Below are 17,603 nucleotides of genomic sequence, written 5' to 3' on the forward strand. Positions count from 1 at the left end.
CCCACATGGATGTGGGAAGTGTCCCGAAGCGCCGGGAGCGCGAAGGGGGCCGGCAGGTGTCGAGCCTACACGGATGTATTCACGGCGTGTCTCACAAGGGGTTACCCAGGCGGAGCAGCCTGTACGAAGCGCCCACGTTTGGAACTTGTCCTCTGTATAATGCCCCCAACCAATAAACCTCAGGAGCCCCGCATGTTCGAATCCCTACCCAAGCTACCCAACGACCCAATCCTGGGACTGAGCATCGCCTTTCGTGACGACCCCAACCCGGAGAAAGTGGATCTCGGCGTTGGGGTATATCGCGATGCGTCCGGCAACACCCCGGTGATGGCCGCGGTGCATGAAGCGGAAGCGCAACTGCTCAAAGCGGAAATCTCCAAAGCCTATACCGCTCCGGCCGGTTATCCGGGGGCGAATGACGCGGTGCGGGAGCTGGCGTTTGGTCCGGAGCATCCCGCACTGGCGGCGGGCCGGGTCGCGACCGTGCAGACCCCGGGTGGCTGCGGTGCGCTTCGGCTGGCGGCGGAACTCATTCAGCGGGCCAGAAAGGGCGCCCGGGTCTGGGTCAGTACTCCCACCTGGGCCAATCACGTGCCGCTGCTGGGCAGCGCCGGGCTGGAGCTTAAAGAGTACCCCTATTATGACTTCGAGCGGCACGCGCTCGATTTCGACGGCATGATGGCGGCGTTGGCCGAAGTGCCCGCCGGGGATCTGGTGCTGTTGCACGCGGCCTGCCACAACCCCTGTGGGGCGGATCTGACCGAAGCGCAGTGGCGTCAGGTGACCGAGCTGGCCCGTGAACGCGGTTTTGTGCCCTTTATCGATATGGCCTATCAGGGCTTTGGTGAAGGCCTGGACGCCGACGCCTTCGGGCCCCGCTGGATGGCGGAGCAACTGCCCGAGGTGTTGGTGGCGGTGTCCTTCTCCAAGAACTTCGGCCTGTATCGGGAGCGGGCCGGGGCGCTGGCGGTGGTTGGGGCGGATTCTGCCCGGGCCGAAGCGGTGCAGTCGCAGCTGCTCAGCGTCGCCCGGGGGCTTTACTCCATGCCGCCGGCTCACGGCAGCGCTCTGGTGGCGGGTATCTGGGCGTCCGACGAGCTGCGCCAGCGCTGGCAGAGCGAATTGAGCGAGATGCGCGGGCGGATCCAGACGCTGCGCGAAGCGCTGGTGGGCTCGCTGGCCGCGACGGTGCCCGGTCGGGACTTTGGCTTTATCGCCCGGGAGCGGGGCATGTTTTCGTTTCTCGGACTGACCGAGGCCCAGGTGGGCCAATTAAAGGATCGCTACAGCATTTACATGACCGACAACAGCCGCATCAACGTCGCCGGGTTGAATCTGGACAAGGTGGATTATGTCAGTCGGGCCATCGCCGAGGTGCTGCGCGGCTGAGTGTTGCTTAACTTGCCGCGCTGCTTGCTAGCGCGGCGGGTTCAGGCGCACCTCCCGGCCTTCGGCCTGACGGTGCATGAAACCCTGAATGCGACGCACCCAGAAGCTGCGTTCGTCCTCCGGGTCCTGAGCATCGGGGCGTCCGATCACCAGCGTCTGGTAGTGCTCAAGACGGAGCCGGCGCGCGCTGTCCCGGTGGCGACGCTGTTGCTCGCGGGTGCGGGCATCGGGGCCGAGAAACACGTCCAGAAGGGGCAGGGCAGGCACCGCGAACAGGGTTTCCAGTTCGGCTCGGTCCAGCGTTATGGCGCCATGTTGATTGACCAGAATCAACGCCCTTATGGGGCCGGATAGCGGGCTTTCTCCGGTACTGGGCGGCTCGCCCTGTGCCCCTGCTTCCAGTTGGGGGCGCAGTACCGCCATCACCTCTGGGGCGCTGATCGGGTCCACCAGTACCACCAGGTTGCCCTGCCCATTGGCGTCGAGCCAGTTCAGGGCGGCATTGACCCGCTGCGCTATGCGCGTTTCCCACTCGAGCGCCGCGCGCATCAGNNTGCGCGTTTCATGGTCGGGCAGTGGTGGCGCCAGGTCCTCCTCCGCTTCATCGTTGGCAGACGGCTCGGCGGCGGGCGCGTTTTCCTCGTCCGGCTCACCGGCCTCTTCACCGGTTGCCTCCTCTTCATCGGGCGTCTCGGTGGCTGGTGCTGGAGTTTTGGGCAAAGTGTCTTCCGGGCGCTCGGGGACGGGTGCTTTGGGCGGCAAAGGTAATGTGACGGCGAAGGTGGCCCAGCCGTGGCGCGGTAAAGCCTGACGAAGATTGGCCAGTGGGGCCGGCCAGTGGGGTGGGTTTTCCGCGCTATAGAACATCAATAGGGCGCCCTTGGGCTCGGCGGCCGCCGGGCGGAAAAGGGCGAGCGTCTCGTTTTCCGGCTCGGGCAGGGACAGCCACTGGGTGTCGTCGGGGAAACGCTCGGCCAGCAGGGTCTGGTCCCGGTCGCGGCGCGATGCGTACTGTGGCGGCTCCGGTTCGGGCGGAGCTGCCTCCGCAGCGGTTTCTGCCGCCTCTCCGTCGCCCTCAGTACCCGGCGCCGGAGCGTTCTCGTCCTGGGCCCAGGCGGGAGCAACCAGCAGGGCCAGAATCAGGCTCCAGCGAAGCCGAAGGAAGAGGGGGAACTCAGTGCGGCGCATGGGCGATTTCCGTTGGCTGCCTATCGGGGTGCATCTTTGGGTACAATGACCGACTGATTCCAACGATCACGAACCTCTATCAACCATCATCGGACAATTTATGCAGAACTTGAAGCGGGATTACAAAATTGCCCCCTCGATCCTCTCCGCCGACTTTGCCCGCCTGGGGGAAGAGGCCGACGCGGTGCTGGCCGCCGGCGGCGACATGATTCATTTTGATGTGATGGATAACCACTATGTGCCCAACCTGACGTTCGGGCCCATGGTGTGCAAGGCATTGCGCCAGTACGGTATTACCGCCCCCATTGATGTGCACTTGATGGTGGAGCCGGTAGACGATCTGATTGAGCAGTTTGCCGAGGCTGGCGCCAGCTATATCACCTTTCACCCGGAAGCCTCCCGCCACGTCGACCGCTCGCTACAGTTGATCGAAAGCGCGGGCTGTAAGGCCGGGCTGGTGCTCAATCCGGCCTCCAGTCTGGATTTGATCAAACACGTGGTGCAGCGTCTGGATATGCTGCTGCTGATGTCGGTGAACCCCGGCTTCGGCGGACAGAAGTTCATTCCCGCGACCCTGGACAAGCTGCGCGAGGCCCGGGCACTGATTGATGCCAGTGGTCGTGACATTCGCCTGGAAGTGGATGGTGGCGTCAACCTGGAAACCCTCAAGTCCGTGGCCGAGGCCGGTGCCGATACCTTCGTGGCCGGCTCCGCCATTTTCAACGCGCCGGACTACGCCGATGTGATCGGACAGATGCGCCAGCAATTGGCCGAAGTGTGAGATTCATCCCCGCCGGGGCTGGCCCCCGGCGCCGGTTTTGAGTAAACTCAGGCTCACGACGTATTGAGGAGAAGCACGTTGATCTCGTCAGGCTTATATTTGCACATCCCCGCTAAACACCCCGCCCGATGGCGTGGCTAGCTTTCTGTTGCCTGGTGTTGGCCCCCAAGGCCTGAGCCGGGCCCTCGCTGTCTCGGCACGTTACTCGACGTTGGCGTGCTGCTGTTTCGAATACAACCGTTCATGATTTGACTGCACCGGCGACACGGCGTGAGCGGTGGTGATGCAAAACTAAAGGTATAAGCATGACTCCAGAACAATTTTCCCGGCTGGCCTCGGAAGGCTATAACCGCATTCCGGTAATGCACGAAGTGCTGGCGGACCTGGACACTCCCCTGTCCTCCTACCTGAAACTGGCCCGTGGCCCCTACTCCTATCTCTTCGAGTCCGTACAGGGCGGCGAAAAGTGGGGCCGTTACTCGATGATCGGCCTGCCTGCCCGCCGGGTGCTGAAAGCGTTTGGCTCCCGGGTGCAGTTGGAGTGCAATGGTCAGATCGAAGAGCAGTTCGAGTGCGCCGATCCCCTGGCGTTTGTGGAAGAGTACAAGCACCGCTACCGGGCGCCGGATTTGCCGGACCTGCCGCGCTTTACTGGCGGGCTGGTCGGCTATTTCGGTTACGATTGCGTGCGCTATGTCGAGCCGCACCTGCAGGAATCCATGCCGGCGGACAAGCTGGGTACGCCGGACATCCTGCTCACGGTCTCCGACGAAGTACTGGTGTTCGATAACCTGTCGGGTAAGCTGATTCTGGTGGTCCACGCCAATCCGGAAATCGATGACGCTTACGCCAAAGCCCAGGCTCGCCTGCGGGAGTTGGAGGCGCAGCTGCGCGCGCCAGTGCCTTCGGTACCGGAAGTTGGTCTGCCTGAAGTGGAAGGCCCGGAGCAGAGCTTCACCTCCCACATGGGCGAGGCGGGCTACAAAGCGGCGGTGGAGAAAATCAAGGAGTACACCCTGGCCGGGGACGTGATGCAGGTGGTGCCTTCCCAGCGGCTGTCCATTGACTATCAGGCCGAGCCGCTCAATCTCTATCGCGCCCTGCGCTGTTTAAACCCGTCCCCCTATATGTACTTCCTGGATCTGGGAGACCATCAGGTGGTGGGCTCCAGCCCGGAAATTCTTGCCCGGCTGGAAGACGGTACCGTCACGGTGCGCCCGATTGCGGGCACCCGCCGACGCGGCCGTACCCCGGAAGAAGATCTGGCCATGGAGCAGGACCTGGTCAACGACCCCAAAGAGATTGCCGAGCATCTGATGCTGATCGATCTCGGCCGCAACGATGTCGGTCGGGTGTCCGAAACCGGCACAGTGAAGCTGACCGACAAGATGGTGGTGGAGCGTTACTCCCACGTTATGCACATCACCTCCAATGTGACCGGTCGCCTCAAGCCGGGTCTGGAGGCCATGGATGTGCTGCGGGCGGCACTGCCGGCGGGGACGCTTTCCGGTGCGCCGAAAATCCGCGCCATGGAAATCATCGACGAACTGGAAAGCGAAAAGCGCGGTATCTACGGCGGCGCTGTGGGTTATATCGCCTGGAACGGCAATATGGATACCGCCATTGCCATCCGTACCGCCGTGATCAAAGACGGCAAGCTGTACGTTCAGGCCGGTGGCGGCATCGTGGCGGACTCGGTACCCGAGCTGGAGTGGAAAGAAACCATGAACAAGGCGCGCGCCATTTTCCGCGCCGTCGATATGGTCAATCGCGGCGCCGAAACGGACGCACAAGGTGGCGCGAATGCCAAAGGTGGAGAGCAGCCATGATTCTGATGATTGATAACTACGACTCCTTCACCTACAACGTGGTGCAGTACCTGGCGGAACTCGGTGCCGATGTGAAGGTGGTGCGCAACGATGAAATCACCGTGGAAGAGGTTGAGGCGTTGGCGCCGGAGAAGATCGTGATCTCTCCGGGGCCCTGTACTCCCAACGAGGCGGGGGTATCCCTGGCGGTAATCAAGGCGTTTGCCGGCAAAGTACCGCTGCTCGGCATCTGCCTGGGCCATCAGGCCATCGGTCAGGCCTTCGGCGGTGATGTGATCCGGGCACCCCAGGTGATGCACGGCAAAACCTCGCCGGTTTTTCACGCGGATAAAGGGGTGTTTCGCGGACTGAACAACCCCTTACAGGCCACCCGCTATCACTCGCTGGTGATCGACCGGAACACTCTGCCAGAGTGTCTGGAAGTCACCGCCTGGACCCAGAATGACCAGGGTCAGCCGGCCGAAATCATGGGGGTGCGCCACAAGACTCTGGCGGTGGAGGGCGTACAGTTCCACCCCGAGTCGATCCTGACCGAGCAGGGACACGAATTGTTGAATAATTTTTTGCGCGACTGAATGACTCGTGTCAGAATCAGGTCGCGTAAATCGTTCGCGAGGGATCGCCAGACCCAACTTACAACAAGAATTGCGCCCGGCTGACCGAGTGTTCGCCCCTGGGGAGTGAGTGAGAGAGTGCGACAAAAACGACTCACGATAATAAACGGGAGAAACACATGGACATCAAACAAGCCTTGACCCGAGTGGTCGAGAAGATTGATTTGAGTACCGAAGAAATGACCTCGGTCATGAAAGAGATTATGACCGGTGCTGCCACGGAGGCGCAGATCGGAGGGTTTCTGATCGGCCTGCGTATGAAAGGTGAGACGCTGGACGAGATCACCGGCGCCGCCATGGCTATGCGCGAGCTGGCACAGAGCGTCGATATTGAAGCCGACTTCCTGGTGGATACCTGCGGCACTGGCGGCGACGGGGCCAACCTGTTCAATGTGTCCACCGCCAGTGCCTTTGTGGTGGCCGCGGCCGGCGGCCGGGTGGCCAAGCACGGCAACCGCTCGGTATCGAGCTCCACCGGCAGCGCGGATGTGCTGGAAGAAGCCGGTATCAATCTGAATATTTCCCCGGAGGAAGTGGCCCGCTGCGTCCGTGAGATCGGCGTGGGCTTCATGTTTGCTCCGGTGCATCACGGCGCCATGAAGTTTGCCGTTGGCCCGCGCAAAGAGCTGGGCCTGCGCACCATCTTCAACATGCTCGGCCCCATGACCAACCCTGCCAATGTGCGCCGCCAGGTGATTGGTGTGTTCAATGGCGAACTGTGTCGCCCCATGGCCGAGGTGCTGCATCGCCTGGGCAGCGAGCATGTGATGGTGGTTCACGCCAAAGATGGTCTCGATGAGATCAGCCTGGCCTCTGAAACCCACGTGGCCGAACTGAAAGACGGAAAGGTCACCGAATACGAGATCAAGCCGGAAGACTTTGGCATTCAGAGTAAAAGTCTGATTGGCCTGGGCGTGACCAACGCCGAGGAGTCTCTGGCGCTGATCAAAGACGCGCTGGGCAACCGGCGCGGGCAGTACGCCGAGAAAGCGGCGGATATTATCACCCTGAACGCCGGTGCCGCGATTTACGTCAGCGGCGTGGCGGAAAGCCTGGAAGAAGGGGTGGAATTGGCGCGGGATGCCATTGGCAGCAGCCTGGCCGGCGAAAAGATTCGCGAACTGGCGGCCTTTACCCAGTGCTTCAAAAGCGACAACTGAACACCGAATTAAATATGAACCAAGAGGATTGACCCGTGAGTGACACCCCGACGGTGCTGCGCAAAATTATTGCCCGCAAGCACGAGGAAGTGGCCGAGCGCAAACAGCAACGCTCTCTCGATGAGTTGCGTCAGAGCCTGGTGCAGGCGCCGGAAACTCGCGGATTTGTTCAGGCCATTGCCAACCGGATTGCCGATGGGCAGGCGGCGGTGATCGCCGAAATCAAGAAGGCGTCGCCGAGTAAGGGGGTTATCAGGGAGCACTTTGAACCGGCCGAGTTGGCTCGCAGCTACGAGCGGGGCGGTGCCACCTGCCTGTCGGTATTGACCGATGTGGATTTTTTCCAGGGCGCCGATGCCTACCTGCAACAGGCCCGTGAGGCGGTGAGCCTGCCGGTGATCCGGAAGGACTTCATCGTCGATGAGTATCAGGTCTATGAGGCGCGAGCGCTGGGGGCGGACTGCATATTGCTGATTGCCGCAGCACTGGAACCCAGCCAGATGCGCGCGCTGAACACCTTGGCTCTGGAGCTTGGGCTGGATGTTCTGGTGGAGGTGCACAATCTGGCCGAGCTGGAGTTGGCGCTGGAGCTCCCCAACAAACTGATTGGTATCAACAACCGTAACCTGCACACCTTTGAGGTGGACCTGAAGACCACCTACGATCTGCTGCCCGCCATCGATAGCGAACGCATAGTAGTCACAGAGAGTGGGATTCTGTCGCCGGACGACGTATGGGAAATGCGCCGCCGCCACGTGCACAGCTTTCTGGTGGGCGAAGCGTTCATGCGCGCCGATGATCCAGGTGAGGCCCTGGCGCGGTTTTTCAATTGAGTGATGCGTCGGGTTACGCGCTGCGCGCTAACCCGACCTACGGATACTGTGGGATTTGATCGAGCTTCCTGGTAGGTCGGATTAGCGAAAGCGTAATCCGACATCCCCACACAGTCTGCCCAGGCCGCTACCGCGTTCCGTAAACCACCATGGTTTTGCCGCGCACTTCCACCAATCCCTGATCTTCCAGAGTCTTCAGTACCCGACCGACCATCTCCCGGGAGCAGCCCACAATCCGGCCAATCTCCTGGCGGGTGATCTTGATCTGCATGCCATCCGGGTGGGTGATGGCGTCCGGCTCCTTACACAGGTCCAGTAGCGTCCGGGCCACCCGGCCGGTAACGTCCAGAAACGCGAGGTCCCCCACCTTGCGGGTGGTGGCGCGCAGACGGCGGGCCATCTGGCTGCTCAGAGCGAAAACGAACTCCGGGTTCTCACCGGCGATCTCCTGGAATTTGCTGTAGCTGATTTCAGCCACTTCGCATTCCGTTTTCGCTCGTACCCAGGCGCTGCGCGAGTCTTCCTGATCAAACAGGCCCATTTCGCCGAAGAAATCTCCGTCGTTGAGATAAGCGACAATCATTTCCCGGCCTTCATCGTCCTCAATCAGAACCGTGACCGAACCGCGCACAATATAGTAGAGAGAATCGCTCTTGTCCCCAGCGTAAATAATGGTGCTTTTGGCCGGGTAACGGCGGCGATGGCAATGGCTGAGAAACTCGTCCACATGGGTAATGTGGGGTGTCAAGGATACGGCGACCAAGGTGCAGCTCCTGCTTTTTTCTGAGTTATCAATGGGTTAACGGCGGGCATTATGAACCTAAACGCGAGCCCTTGCCAGTTGGCACCGATTACATGCTAGCAAGTTTGTGAACCAGTTATAAGCCCAAGGCGCCTTCATGTCCAGTAGAACCTCGCAGAAGGCTGGTGAAGGATGAAAGGGGCGACAGGTAGACGTCGGTGATGGGTTTTTGGAGTGGTTATGGTAACCTTCTGCGCCATTGATATCAGGCCCACAGGTTACGGCGAGGTAGGTTGCATGAAAGGTAAGGTAAAGTGGATAGATGGCGCCCAGTTTCTGGGTGAATCCGGTAGTGGTCATACCGTACTGATGGACGGCCCGCCGGATCATGGCGGCCGCAACACCGGTGTGCGCCCGATGGAGATGTTGCTACTCGGGCTCGGCGGCTGCTCTTCTTTTGATGTGATGAGCATCCTGGGCAAGTCCCGCCAGAAGGTCACGGACTGCTATGTGGATATGGACGCTGAGCGGGCCGATGGCGTGCCGTCACCCTTCACCAAAATCCACCTGCACTTTGTGGTGACCGGTAAGGATCTCAAGGAAGCGCACGTCAAGCGCGCGGTGGAACTGTCGGCCACCAAGTACTGTTCCGCGTCGATCATGCTGGAAGCGGCGGGCGTGGAAATCACCCATGATTACGAAATCCGCGACGCGGAGTAAATACTTTCACATACTGTGGTGGATGACGCCGCGGTACGGCTTATCCACCCTGGGAGGTTGTTGTCTCGTCCGGGCCGGGAAGGGGAAGCCCTTTCAAGACACGCCGTAAACCCGTCCCTGGGGGCTCGGATCGCGGGTCCCCCGCTCTACGGTCTTGAAAGGGCTTCCCCTTCCCGTCCCTCAGTGCCAATCGTCGCGTAGGGTGGATAAGCCGCACTGCGGCGTCATCCACCGATTAAGGTTTGTCTCAAAGCCTATAGCTGGAAGCGGTCATCGCCCTGGCTACGAGACTCATCGCCGTTTTTACCGGTGCCGGGAAATCCAGGCCGCCGGCGGCGAGGGCGGTCTGGGCGTGTTTGGCTTCGTCGGTCAGCATCTGTTGCACCACCGCCCGGCTCTGCCGGTCGGTTTCGGGTAACTGCTCCAGGTGTGTTTGCAGGTGCTGACACACGCGCTCCTCGGTCGCTGCCACAAACCCCAGGCTGACCCGGTCACTGACCAGACCAGCCCCCGACCCCAATGCGAAGGACAGGCCGTACCACAGCGGGTTCAGGTAGCTGGTATGGCTGTTCAGGTCGTCCAACCGTTGTCGGCACCAGACCAGGTGATCAATTTCCTCCTCGGCGGCATGTTCCATTTCCGCGCGTACCTGGGGCAGCTTGGCGGTCAGGGCTTGGCCCTGGTAAAGCGCCTGGGCGCAGACTTCGCCGGAGTGGTTTACCCGCATCAGGCCTGCGGCGTGGCGGCGCTCGGCGTCATCCAGCTCGGATTTTGGCAGGTCCCGAGCGGGGGAGGGGCGACGCTCTTCTCCCGGCGTGTCCGCCAGGGTGCGTACCACCCGGTCGATGCCGATAATCAGTTGGTCCAGTCGGGACAGGGCTCGCTGTGTCATGGTGATTGCCTTGTTCGGGTCTGATTCAGAGGGGTATACGCGGCTATTGTACTCGCGGATGAAATGGCCTGCCCAGCGTTGATCGGGTCACTCGAACTGCCAGCCATCGGTGGGCAGTCGCTCGCGCAGTTCCCGCTCCAGTGACGGCAGCAGTGCGCGGTGTGCCTCGTTCAGGTAAGCATATCCCTCAATCTCCAGAACATGGCCGGCCGAGTAGATGGGCTGGGTCAGCTCGATCTGCTGCATTTCCTGCCGCGTTGATACGGAGGTGCCGATAAACAGGTCCAGCCGTCCGGCACTGACCATCTTCAACCCATGTTCGGTGCTGGTTACCGAGATCACGTTTGGCAGCTCGTGGCGCTGCATCAACTCCTTGATCACGACATGACCCCGCACATAGCCGATGCGCAGGGATTCACGGGTCAGGTCCTGTTCGGTGTTCAGGGTGAGTTCCGGATTGCGGCTCCAGGCCTCCATGGAGGTTCGCGCCAGCAGCACGTCAATGCGGATCAGGCTGCTTTCAGGATTATTGTCGCGGTAATCCAGCGTCCGGGCGCAGTCGCCGTCACTGATGCCTGCGTTGGCCTCCATCAAGGAGCGCTGGTTGGGGCGGTAATGCATGCCGAAATCGTAGCCCAGGGCATCGAAGGACTCGGAGAACAGGGTGTTCACCCGCTGATGCAGGGGCACGGTTTCTGGAATCCAGCAGGAAAACACGATCTTGGGGCGGGGCTCTGCGATGACGTGGGAGGAGAGTAGTAGCCAGCCCAGTAGCAACAGGGCGTGATGGCAACGTCGGTGTCGGCTTGTCATGGTCCCTCCAGTGTGGGCGGCTCGGTCCAGGTGTGACCCACCCCAGACGTTTCTGGCCGCCATTTTGGCGGCAAATATCACACAAAAGCAACTTTTCACTTTTTTACTTGCAAATCCTGAGTGATTGCGCAATCATTTTGGCCGTGAGAGTCTTCAAGATAACAATAAAGCGAGAGAACTATGAGCAAATCAACCAGCTTGATTGATCGTCGTGCCTTCCTGCGCGGCAGTGGCCAGATCCTGGCGGGAACAGCGCTCGTGTCGTCCAGTGCTGGCGCCATGGCGGAGAAAGCCAGCCGCAAGATGCGCGTGGCCCTAGTCGGTACCGGCATCCGGGGCATCCGCTTCTGGGGGCGCGATCTCGTGCAGGGCTTTTCCGACGCCGTGGAATTTGTTGGCCTGTGCGATACCAACCCGGGCCGCCTGCAGTTCGCCCAAGACTATATCGGGGTCGATTGCCCTACCTTTACCGACATTGATGCCCTGCTCGACAGCGGCCCCATCGACATGGTGATGGTGACCACCGACGATGCCAGTCACGATGAGATCATCGTCAAGGCGTTGGATCGCAATATCAATGTCATCACCGAAAAGCCCATGACCACGGATGAGCACAAATGTACCGCCATCCAGAAAGCGGTGGAACGTTCCGACGCCGAGCTGATCATGAGCTTCAACTACCGCTATGGCCATATGTTCACCTCGCTCAAGGAGGTGCTTGATCGCAAGGAGATCGGTGATGTGGTGTCGGTGGACTTCAACTGGTATCTGAATACCTACCACGGTGCCTCTTACTTCCGACGCTGGCACGGTCTGCGCGAAAAGGGCGGTACGCTGCTGTTGCACAAGTCGGCCCACCATTTTGACCTGCTGAACTGGTTTATCGAATCCGACCCGGTAGAGGTATCCGCCTACGGTGCGCTGGAGCACTACGGCCACAATAATGACTTCCGGGGTAAAAACTGCCGGGAGTGCCCGCATCAGAAAAAATGCGATTACTACTGGGACATCACCAAAGACGAGCTGGCCACCAAGCTCTACGTTGAAAATGAGCACCACGACGGATACATCCGCGACAATTGCCTGTGGCGCGAAGAAATCGACATTTTCGACAAGATGAGCGTGCAGGTGCGCTACGCGAACAACGTTATCGTCAATTACTCGCTGACCACTTATTCGCCATTTGAAGGCTTTCGTCTGGCGCTGAACGGTAAGCATGGCCGGGTGGAAACCTGGGAAGGCATCCCCTGGTTGGAAGAGCAGGAAACCGATCAATCCAAGGTGTATGAAAAGGAAATGGGGCTGACCAGTCACAGCACCCGCGAAGAGGGTCGACACGAATTGATCATCGCCAAAAACTTTGGTGACTACCAGCGTATTGAGTTGCCCTATATTCGCAAAGCGCACTGGGGCGGTGACCCGATTCTCAATGCCCATGTGTTCAAGGGAATTCCACCCGAGCGTAATTTCGGTCAGAAGGCCAACTTTCGCGATGGTGCCATGTCGGTGCTGATCGGCGTGGCGGCGCGAAAGAGTATTGACGAGGGACGGCCGGTGAAAATCGAAGAGCTGACCGACCTCAAGCCTCAGGTCAAACGCATGAAGGCCTGAGTGAGATAAGTTTTCCTGGTGTACCGTTTGCCTCCAGCTTGGCGCTGTCCGGACCTACGTCGGCAGCGCCTTTTTTTAATCGTTGGATAGCGTTTTGCTCAACCCGCATACATAACCACTTCATATAACGATAGGAGAGAGACATGTTGATCAACCCAATATGCCGTTGGATCAAGCTTGGCATCCGATTCCCGTTGATGGTATTGGCACTGGTCAGTCTGACCATGGGGTGTGCCAGCGCCCAGACCGGCGAGTCGACCGTCACTGTGCCGCAAGACGGCAAGTGGTCGGACCGAATGGCGTTGTCTATCATCAAACGCAGCCCGGAAGCCTGGGCCATGCGTGACTACAAACTGCTGGATTCTCCTCAGTGGGCTTACACCTATGGATTAACCTTGTACTCAATGCAGAAAGCCTATGAGCGCACCGGCGATGACCGCTATCTGCAATACGGGAAAGTGTATGTGGATCAGTTGATTGATGATCAGGGCCAGATCAAGAACTATCACATCTGGGACTTCAATATTGACGATGTCAATGCGGGCAAATTGTTGTTCCTGCTGTATGAAAAATACCAGGACGAACGTTACCTGACGGCCATGCAGACCCTGCGCAAGCAGCTGGACTGGCAGCCGCGCACCCGTTCCGGCGGCCTGTGGCACAAGCGCATCTACCCCTGGCAGATGTGGCTCGATGGTCTGTACATGGGCGCGGCATACTGGGCCCAGTACGCAGCCACCTTTGAAGACTCCGACGAGAGTTTTTCCGATATCGCCCATCAGTTCAAACTGATTGAATCCAAAACCCGCGATCTGGAGAGTGGGCTGCTGTACCACGGTTGGGACGAAAGTACCCTCCAGACCTGGGCCGATGATGAGACGGGCCTTTCCGAGCACTTCTGGTCCCGGGCCATGGGCTGGTACGCCATGGCGCTGGTGGATACCCTGGACTTCTTCCCCGAAGACCACCCCGACCGTCAGGCGCTGATCGATATTCTCAATCGTCTGGTGGTGGCATTGGAGAAGGTGCAACACGAGTCTGGCCTCTGGTATCAGGTGACGGATCAGGGCGATCGCTATGGTAACTATCTGGAAGCCTCCGGTTCCTCCATGTTCGTCTACGCCATGGCCAAGGGCGTGCGCATGGGCTACTTGCCGGAGAAGTTCCAGGCGGTGGCCGAACGGGGTTTCGACGGCCTGATTCAGGAACTGGTGGACGTGGAAGCCAATGGCGAGATCCATCTGACCCAGATCTGTGGCAGCGCCGGCCTGGGTAATGACCCCTATCGGCCGGGAACCTTCGAGTACTATGTGGGTGAGGCGATTCGCGTGAACGACCCTCATGGTACCGGTCCGTTTATTCTCGCCGCACTGGAGCTTGACCGCTGATTGCGTTCGGACGAGACTTGCTTTTCAATAGTCGGGGCGTGTGAGAGCGCCTCTATAAATCATGACAACAACTCAGCAGTAGTGAGGATCCTATGACCATCAACCCATTGTTCCGCTGGGGGCTTGCCGCGGTGCTGGCCACCTCGGCATCCCTGAGCCAGGCGCTGGACAGCCACGATGACACCCAGGCGGACTGGAATAAAGCCTCTGAAATTGTCCAGGCGGTCCAGCCACCGAATATTCCCAATCGCGATTATCTGATCACCGACTTCGATGCCAAACGCAGCGATGCCCGCCCGGCAATCATGGCGGCAATCGAACAGGCCAGTGCGGACGGCGGTGGCCGGGTCATCATTCCCGAGGGCAAATGGGAGAGTCACGGTCCGATTCATCTGAAAAGCCGGATCAATCTGCACATCAGCGAAGGGGCCACGCTGTTGTTCAGTCCCGAGCCGGAAGATTACCTGCCCGCCGTGCTGACCCGTTGGGAAGGGACCGAAATGTATGGCTACTCGCCTCTGATTTACGCCTATCAGGTACAGGATGTGGCCGTGACCGGCAAAGGTACACTGGACGGCAACGAAGACAGCGAGTTTCATCCCTGGTACGACAAGCAGCGCCCGGATATGGACGCGCTTCGAGCCATGGGCGCCGCAGGCAACCCGGTGGAAGAGCGTCAGTTTGCCGAGGGGCACTTCCTGCGCCCGAGCATGCTGCAGATTGTCGACGCCCAGCGAGTGCTGCTGGAAGACTACACCATCAAAAACTCACCCTTCTGGATCAACCACCTGGTCTATACCGATCACGCCATTGTGCGCGGCCTGAAAGTGGACAGCATGTTCCCGAACAACGATGGGATTGATGTGGACTCCAGTCGCTATGTGATTGTGGAGAACAATTTCTTCCGCACCGGGGACGATTCGGTGGTGATCAAATCCGGTCGGGACTACGATGGCCGCCAGGTCGGCCGCCCCAGTGAGTATGTGGTGGTACGTAACAATGACATGGGAGGCGAAGATGGCATAGCCCTGGGCAGCGAAATGTCCGGCGGTATTCGCCACGTCTACTTTACCGATAACATTCTGCGCAGCGGAAAGGCGGCGGTGCGCTTCAAAGCCAACCTGGATCGTGGTGGTGTGGCCGAGCATATCCGGGTGCGCAACATGACCATTGAGTCCTTTGATCAACTGTTCTGGTTTCAGTTGAACTATCCCGGTGAGCTGGGTGGCAACTATCCGACAGTCTATCGCGACCTGGTATTCGAAGACATTACCGTGGAATCCACCGGCAGTGTGCTGGAGGTGTACGCGCCCGAAGGTTATCCGCTGCAGGACGTGACACTGCGCAATATCACCATCAAGAAAGCCGATGACCTCTTTGTTCTCGACAATGTCCAGAACCTGGTGTTCGACAATGTCGAAATCAATGGCAACCGGGTAAACGGTCAGCTCGACTGGAAATGAACATCCGTTGAGCGGAATGAAAAAGGCGGGCCTTGGCCCGCCTTTTTCATTCCGGAAAGCCGTGAGTGCACTCCGCGGTCGACATAGGTCGGATTAGCGAAGCGTAATCCGACAAGAACAGCTGTGTGGTGTCGGATCACGCTTCGCGCCAATGCGTAGGAACGTCCCGACCCATTCGACGTTAAACACCCCGAAGTTCAAGCGGCAACAGAGCCTCCGGAAAATTCTGATAACAAACCGGCCGCAGAAAACGGTTAATCGCCCGGGTGCCCACTGAAGTGGTGCGCCCGTCCGAGGTGGCGGGATAGGGACCGCCGTGCACCATGGCGCTGCACACCTCGACTCCGGTAGGAAAACCATTGATCAGCAATCGACCGGCCTTGGTTTCCAGCCGGTCGATCAGCTCGGCCGCCAATGCACTATCGGTTTGATCGGTCAAGTGCAGTCCCGCCGTCAGTTGTCCTTCCAATCCTTCGGCGATGGCCAGCATCTGTGCATCGCTGTCACATTGCACCAACAAGGCCGCTGAACCAAACACTTCTGATTGAAGTTCCGGCTGTGTCAGAAACTGCTCTGCCCGCGTACCGAGCAGGGCGCTCTGACATTGGTTGGGGTTCTGAACGTCGGGCGCGCGGGCAATCAGCTCCACCCCCGGCTGCTCAGCCAGAGACGTAAGACCGGAGTTGTACGCCTGGGCGATGCCCGGGGTCAGCATGGTCTGCCCCTGGGAGCCCTGCAGCTTTTCAGTGGCCCGGACAATAAAGCGATCCAGTGCCGGGCCAGTGCGGGCAATCAGCAGGCCCGGGTTGGTGCAGAACTGCCCCGCGCCCATCTGCAGGGAATCCACATACTGTTCGGCCAGAGCCTCGGGGTCGGCTTCCAGCGCATCCGTGAGCAGAAACAGCGGGTTGATACTGCTCATTTCCGCATACACCGGGATGGGCTCCGGACGCGCGGCGGCAATGGCCATTAGGGCCGTTCCGCCCTTGCGCGATCCGGTGAACCCGACCGCTTTGATGGCCGGATGGCTTACCAGCGCGGCGCCGACGTTGTGACCGGCATCGAACAGCATGGAGAACACGCCTTCGTCCAGACCGCATTGTTGAACGGCCCGCTGAAGGGCCTGTCCGACCAGCTCCGAGGTGCCGGGGTGAGCCGGGTGGGCCTTGACGATCACCGGGCAACCGGCGGCCAGTGCCGAGGCGGTGTCACCGCCGGCGACCGAAAACGCCAGCGGGAAATTGCTCGCACCGAATACGACCACCGGGCCCACGGGAATATTGCGCGAGCGCAGGTCCGGGCGCGGCGGGGTGCGTTCCCCAAGTGCCGGATCATGCTCAATGCCGAGCCAAAGGCCTTTGCGCAGCACCTCGGCAAACAGTTTCAACTGGTTGACGGCGCGACCCCGCTCGCCTTCCAGTCTCGGCCGGGGTAAGCCGGTTTCGGCCATCGCCCGCTCGATCAGGGCGTCACCGAGTTCGAGAATGTTCTCTGCGATGGTCTCCAGAAAACGGGCGCGTGTCTCTGAGTCGGTTTTACGGTAAGGTCTGAACGCTTGCTGCGCGAGCTCGCAGGCGCGGTCGACGTCCCGCGTTTGGTTGCTGGCGTACACCGGGTCGAGGGGTGTGTTGTTGGCCGGGTCGATGGCCTGCAGAGCATCGCCCTGTCCCGCGACCCGGGTGGCACCGATAAAAGCCTGTCCGGTCAGTTTCATGTTGACACCTGTTTGCGACGAATGTGTGGGATAAGTGAAATAATCAGAATGGCCAGAGCAACCACCAGAAAGCCGGCGGCCACCGGTTGGGTCACCATGGGTAATACCTGGCCGTCGGTGAGCATCAGGGCCCGGCGCAGGTTGGTTTCCAGAATGGGTCCGAGGATAAAGCCGAGCACCATGGGGCTGAGCGGGTAGCGGTATTTTTCCAGAACAAAACCCAGCACCCCGAAAGCGAGCATTACGCCAATATCAAACGGGTTATTGTCCGCCGCGTAGGCGCCCACCACCGCCAGGACGGTAATGGCGGGCAGTAAATAGCGGCGCGGCATCAACAGCACCCGAGGGAAAATTCTCAGGGTCGCCAACTGGAACAGCAATGTCAGGGTGCAGGCAATAAAGAAAGCGGCGTAGATGATACCGACGATGTCGGGATTGTCGGTAAACAGCAGGGGGCCCGGCTGCA

General features: G+C 59.9%; 16 protein-coding genes. 10 read left to right on the forward strand and 6 right to left on the reverse strand.

Going from position 1 to position 17,603, the window contains the following annotated elements:
- Nucleotides 1-192 precede the first annotated feature (192 nt).
- Nucleotides 193-1,389 carry an aromatic amino acid transaminase gene (locus B3187_RS06875; protein ID WP_286805332.1) on the forward strand — a complete coding sequence of 399 codons (1,197 nt, stop codon included), beginning with the start codon at nucleotides 193-195 and terminating at the stop codon, nucleotides 1,387-1,389.
- 27 nt (nucleotides 1,390-1,416) lie between these two features.
- Here B3187_RS06875 and B3187_RS06880 read toward each other — a convergent pair whose 3' ends face one another.
- Complete coding sequence (locus B3187_RS06880; protein ID WP_286805333.1) at nucleotides 1,417-2,577, reverse strand: DUF3530 family protein; 1,161 nt, start codon at nucleotides 2,575-2,577, stop codon at nucleotides 1,417-1,419.
- 100 nt (nucleotides 2,578-2,677) lie between these two features.
- On the opposite strand from B3187_RS06880, the gene rpe reads away from it, so the two are divergent.
- The 5 genes from rpe (at nucleotide 2,678) to trpC (ending at nucleotide 7,794) form a co-directional block, all read left to right on the forward strand.
- Nucleotides 2,678-3,358 carry a ribulose-phosphate 3-epimerase gene (gene rpe / locus B3187_RS06885; protein WP_123638044.1) on the forward strand — a complete coding sequence of 227 codons (681 nt, stop codon included), beginning with the start codon at nucleotides 2,678-2,680 and terminating at the stop codon, nucleotides 3,356-3,358.
- Between the two features lie 305 nt (nucleotides 3,359-3,663).
- Nucleotides 3,664-5,187, forward strand: coding sequence for an anthranilate synthase component I (trpE, locus tag B3187_RS06890; protein WP_286805335.1), 1,524 nt, complete (start codon nucleotides 3,664-3,666; stop codon nucleotides 5,185-5,187).
- Nucleotides 5,184-5,762: an anthranilate synthase component II gene (locus B3187_RS06895; RefSeq protein ID WP_123638042.1), complete on the forward strand. Its 579-nt coding sequence runs from the start codon at nucleotides 5,184-5,186 to the stop codon at nucleotides 5,760-5,762. Before trpE ends, B3187_RS06895 begins: the two co-directional genes overlap by 4 nt.
- A 158-nt stretch (nucleotides 5,763-5,920) precedes the next feature.
- The gene (gene trpD / locus B3187_RS06900; protein ID WP_286805338.1) at nucleotides 5,921-6,961 is read left to right on the forward strand and encodes an anthranilate phosphoribosyltransferase; all 1,041 of its coding nucleotides are present in this window, start codon (nucleotides 5,921-5,923) and stop codon (nucleotides 6,959-6,961) included.
- Nucleotides 6,962-6,996: 35 nt separating this feature from the next.
- On the forward strand, nucleotides 6,997-7,794 hold the full coding sequence (gene trpC, locus B3187_RS06905) for an indole-3-glycerol phosphate synthase TrpC (RefSeq protein ID WP_123638041.1): 798 nt from the start codon (nucleotides 6,997-6,999) through the stop codon (nucleotides 7,792-7,794).
- A gap of 127 nt (nucleotides 7,795-7,921) precedes the next feature.
- Here trpC and crp read toward each other — a convergent pair whose 3' ends face one another.
- A complete protein-coding gene (crp, locus tag B3187_RS06910) occupies nucleotides 7,922-8,557 on the reverse strand; it encodes a cAMP-activated global transcriptional regulator CRP (protein WP_024460962.1) in 636 nt (211 codons plus the stop codon).
- Nucleotides 8,558-8,833: 276 nt separating this feature from the next.
- On the opposite strand from crp, the gene B3187_RS06915 reads away from it, so the two are divergent.
- Nucleotides 8,834-9,256: an OsmC family protein gene (locus B3187_RS06915; protein ID WP_123638040.1), complete on the forward strand. Its 423-nt coding sequence runs from the start codon at nucleotides 8,834-8,836 to the stop codon at nucleotides 9,254-9,256.
- Between the two features lie 247 nt (nucleotides 9,257-9,503).
- Here B3187_RS06915 and coq7 read toward each other — a convergent pair whose 3' ends face one another.
- Nucleotides 9,504-10,148 (reverse strand): 2-polyprenyl-3-methyl-6-methoxy-1,4-benzoquinone monooxygenase, encoded by a 645-nt coding sequence (gene coq7, locus B3187_RS06920; RefSeq protein WP_286805343.1) that lies wholly within the window; start codon nucleotides 10,146-10,148, stop codon nucleotides 9,504-9,506.
- 87 nt (nucleotides 10,149-10,235) lie between these two features.
- Entirely contained in the window at nucleotides 10,236-10,961 is a 726-nt protein-coding gene (locus B3187_RS06925; protein ID WP_286805345.1) for a hypothetical protein, read from the reverse strand.
- A 180-nt stretch (nucleotides 10,962-11,141) separates the two neighbouring features.
- Between B3187_RS06925 and B3187_RS06930 the strand changes: the two genes are divergently transcribed.
- From B3187_RS06930 to B3187_RS06940, 3 genes are all read left to right on the forward strand, one after another.
- Nucleotides 11,142-12,572: a Gfo/Idh/MocA family protein gene (locus B3187_RS06930; protein ID WP_286805347.1), complete on the forward strand. Its 1,431-nt coding sequence runs from the start codon at nucleotides 11,142-11,144 to the stop codon at nucleotides 12,570-12,572.
- A gap of 143 nt (nucleotides 12,573-12,715) precedes the next feature.
- A complete protein-coding gene (locus tag B3187_RS06935; protein WP_286805350.1) occupies nucleotides 12,716-13,960 on the forward strand; it encodes a glycoside hydrolase family 88/105 protein in 1,245 nt (414 codons plus the stop codon).
- A gap of 92 nt (nucleotides 13,961-14,052) precedes the next feature.
- Nucleotides 14,053-15,423: a glycoside hydrolase family 28 protein gene (locus tag B3187_RS06940; protein WP_286805352.1), complete on the forward strand. Its 1,371-nt coding sequence runs from the start codon at nucleotides 14,053-14,055 to the stop codon at nucleotides 15,421-15,423.
- 181 nt (nucleotides 15,424-15,604) lie between these two features.
- Here B3187_RS06940 and B3187_RS06945 read toward each other — a convergent pair whose 3' ends face one another.
- Nucleotides 15,605-17,137, reverse strand: coding sequence for an aldehyde dehydrogenase (NADP(+)) (locus tag B3187_RS06945; protein ID WP_286805353.1), 1,533 nt, complete (start codon nucleotides 17,135-17,137; stop codon nucleotides 15,605-15,607).
- Nucleotides 17,134-17,603: tripartite tricarboxylate transporter permease (locus B3187_RS06950; RefSeq protein WP_286805355.1), on the reverse strand; the 470-nt coding region annotated here is incomplete at its 5' end. The genes B3187_RS06950 and B3187_RS06945, both read right to left, overlap by 4 nt.

It is taken from the genome of Marinimicrobium sp. UBA4209 (assembly GCF_002381585.1).
Taxonomy (GTDB): domain Bacteria; phylum Pseudomonadota; class Gammaproteobacteria; order Pseudomonadales; family Cellvibrionaceae; genus Marinimicrobium; species Marinimicrobium koreense.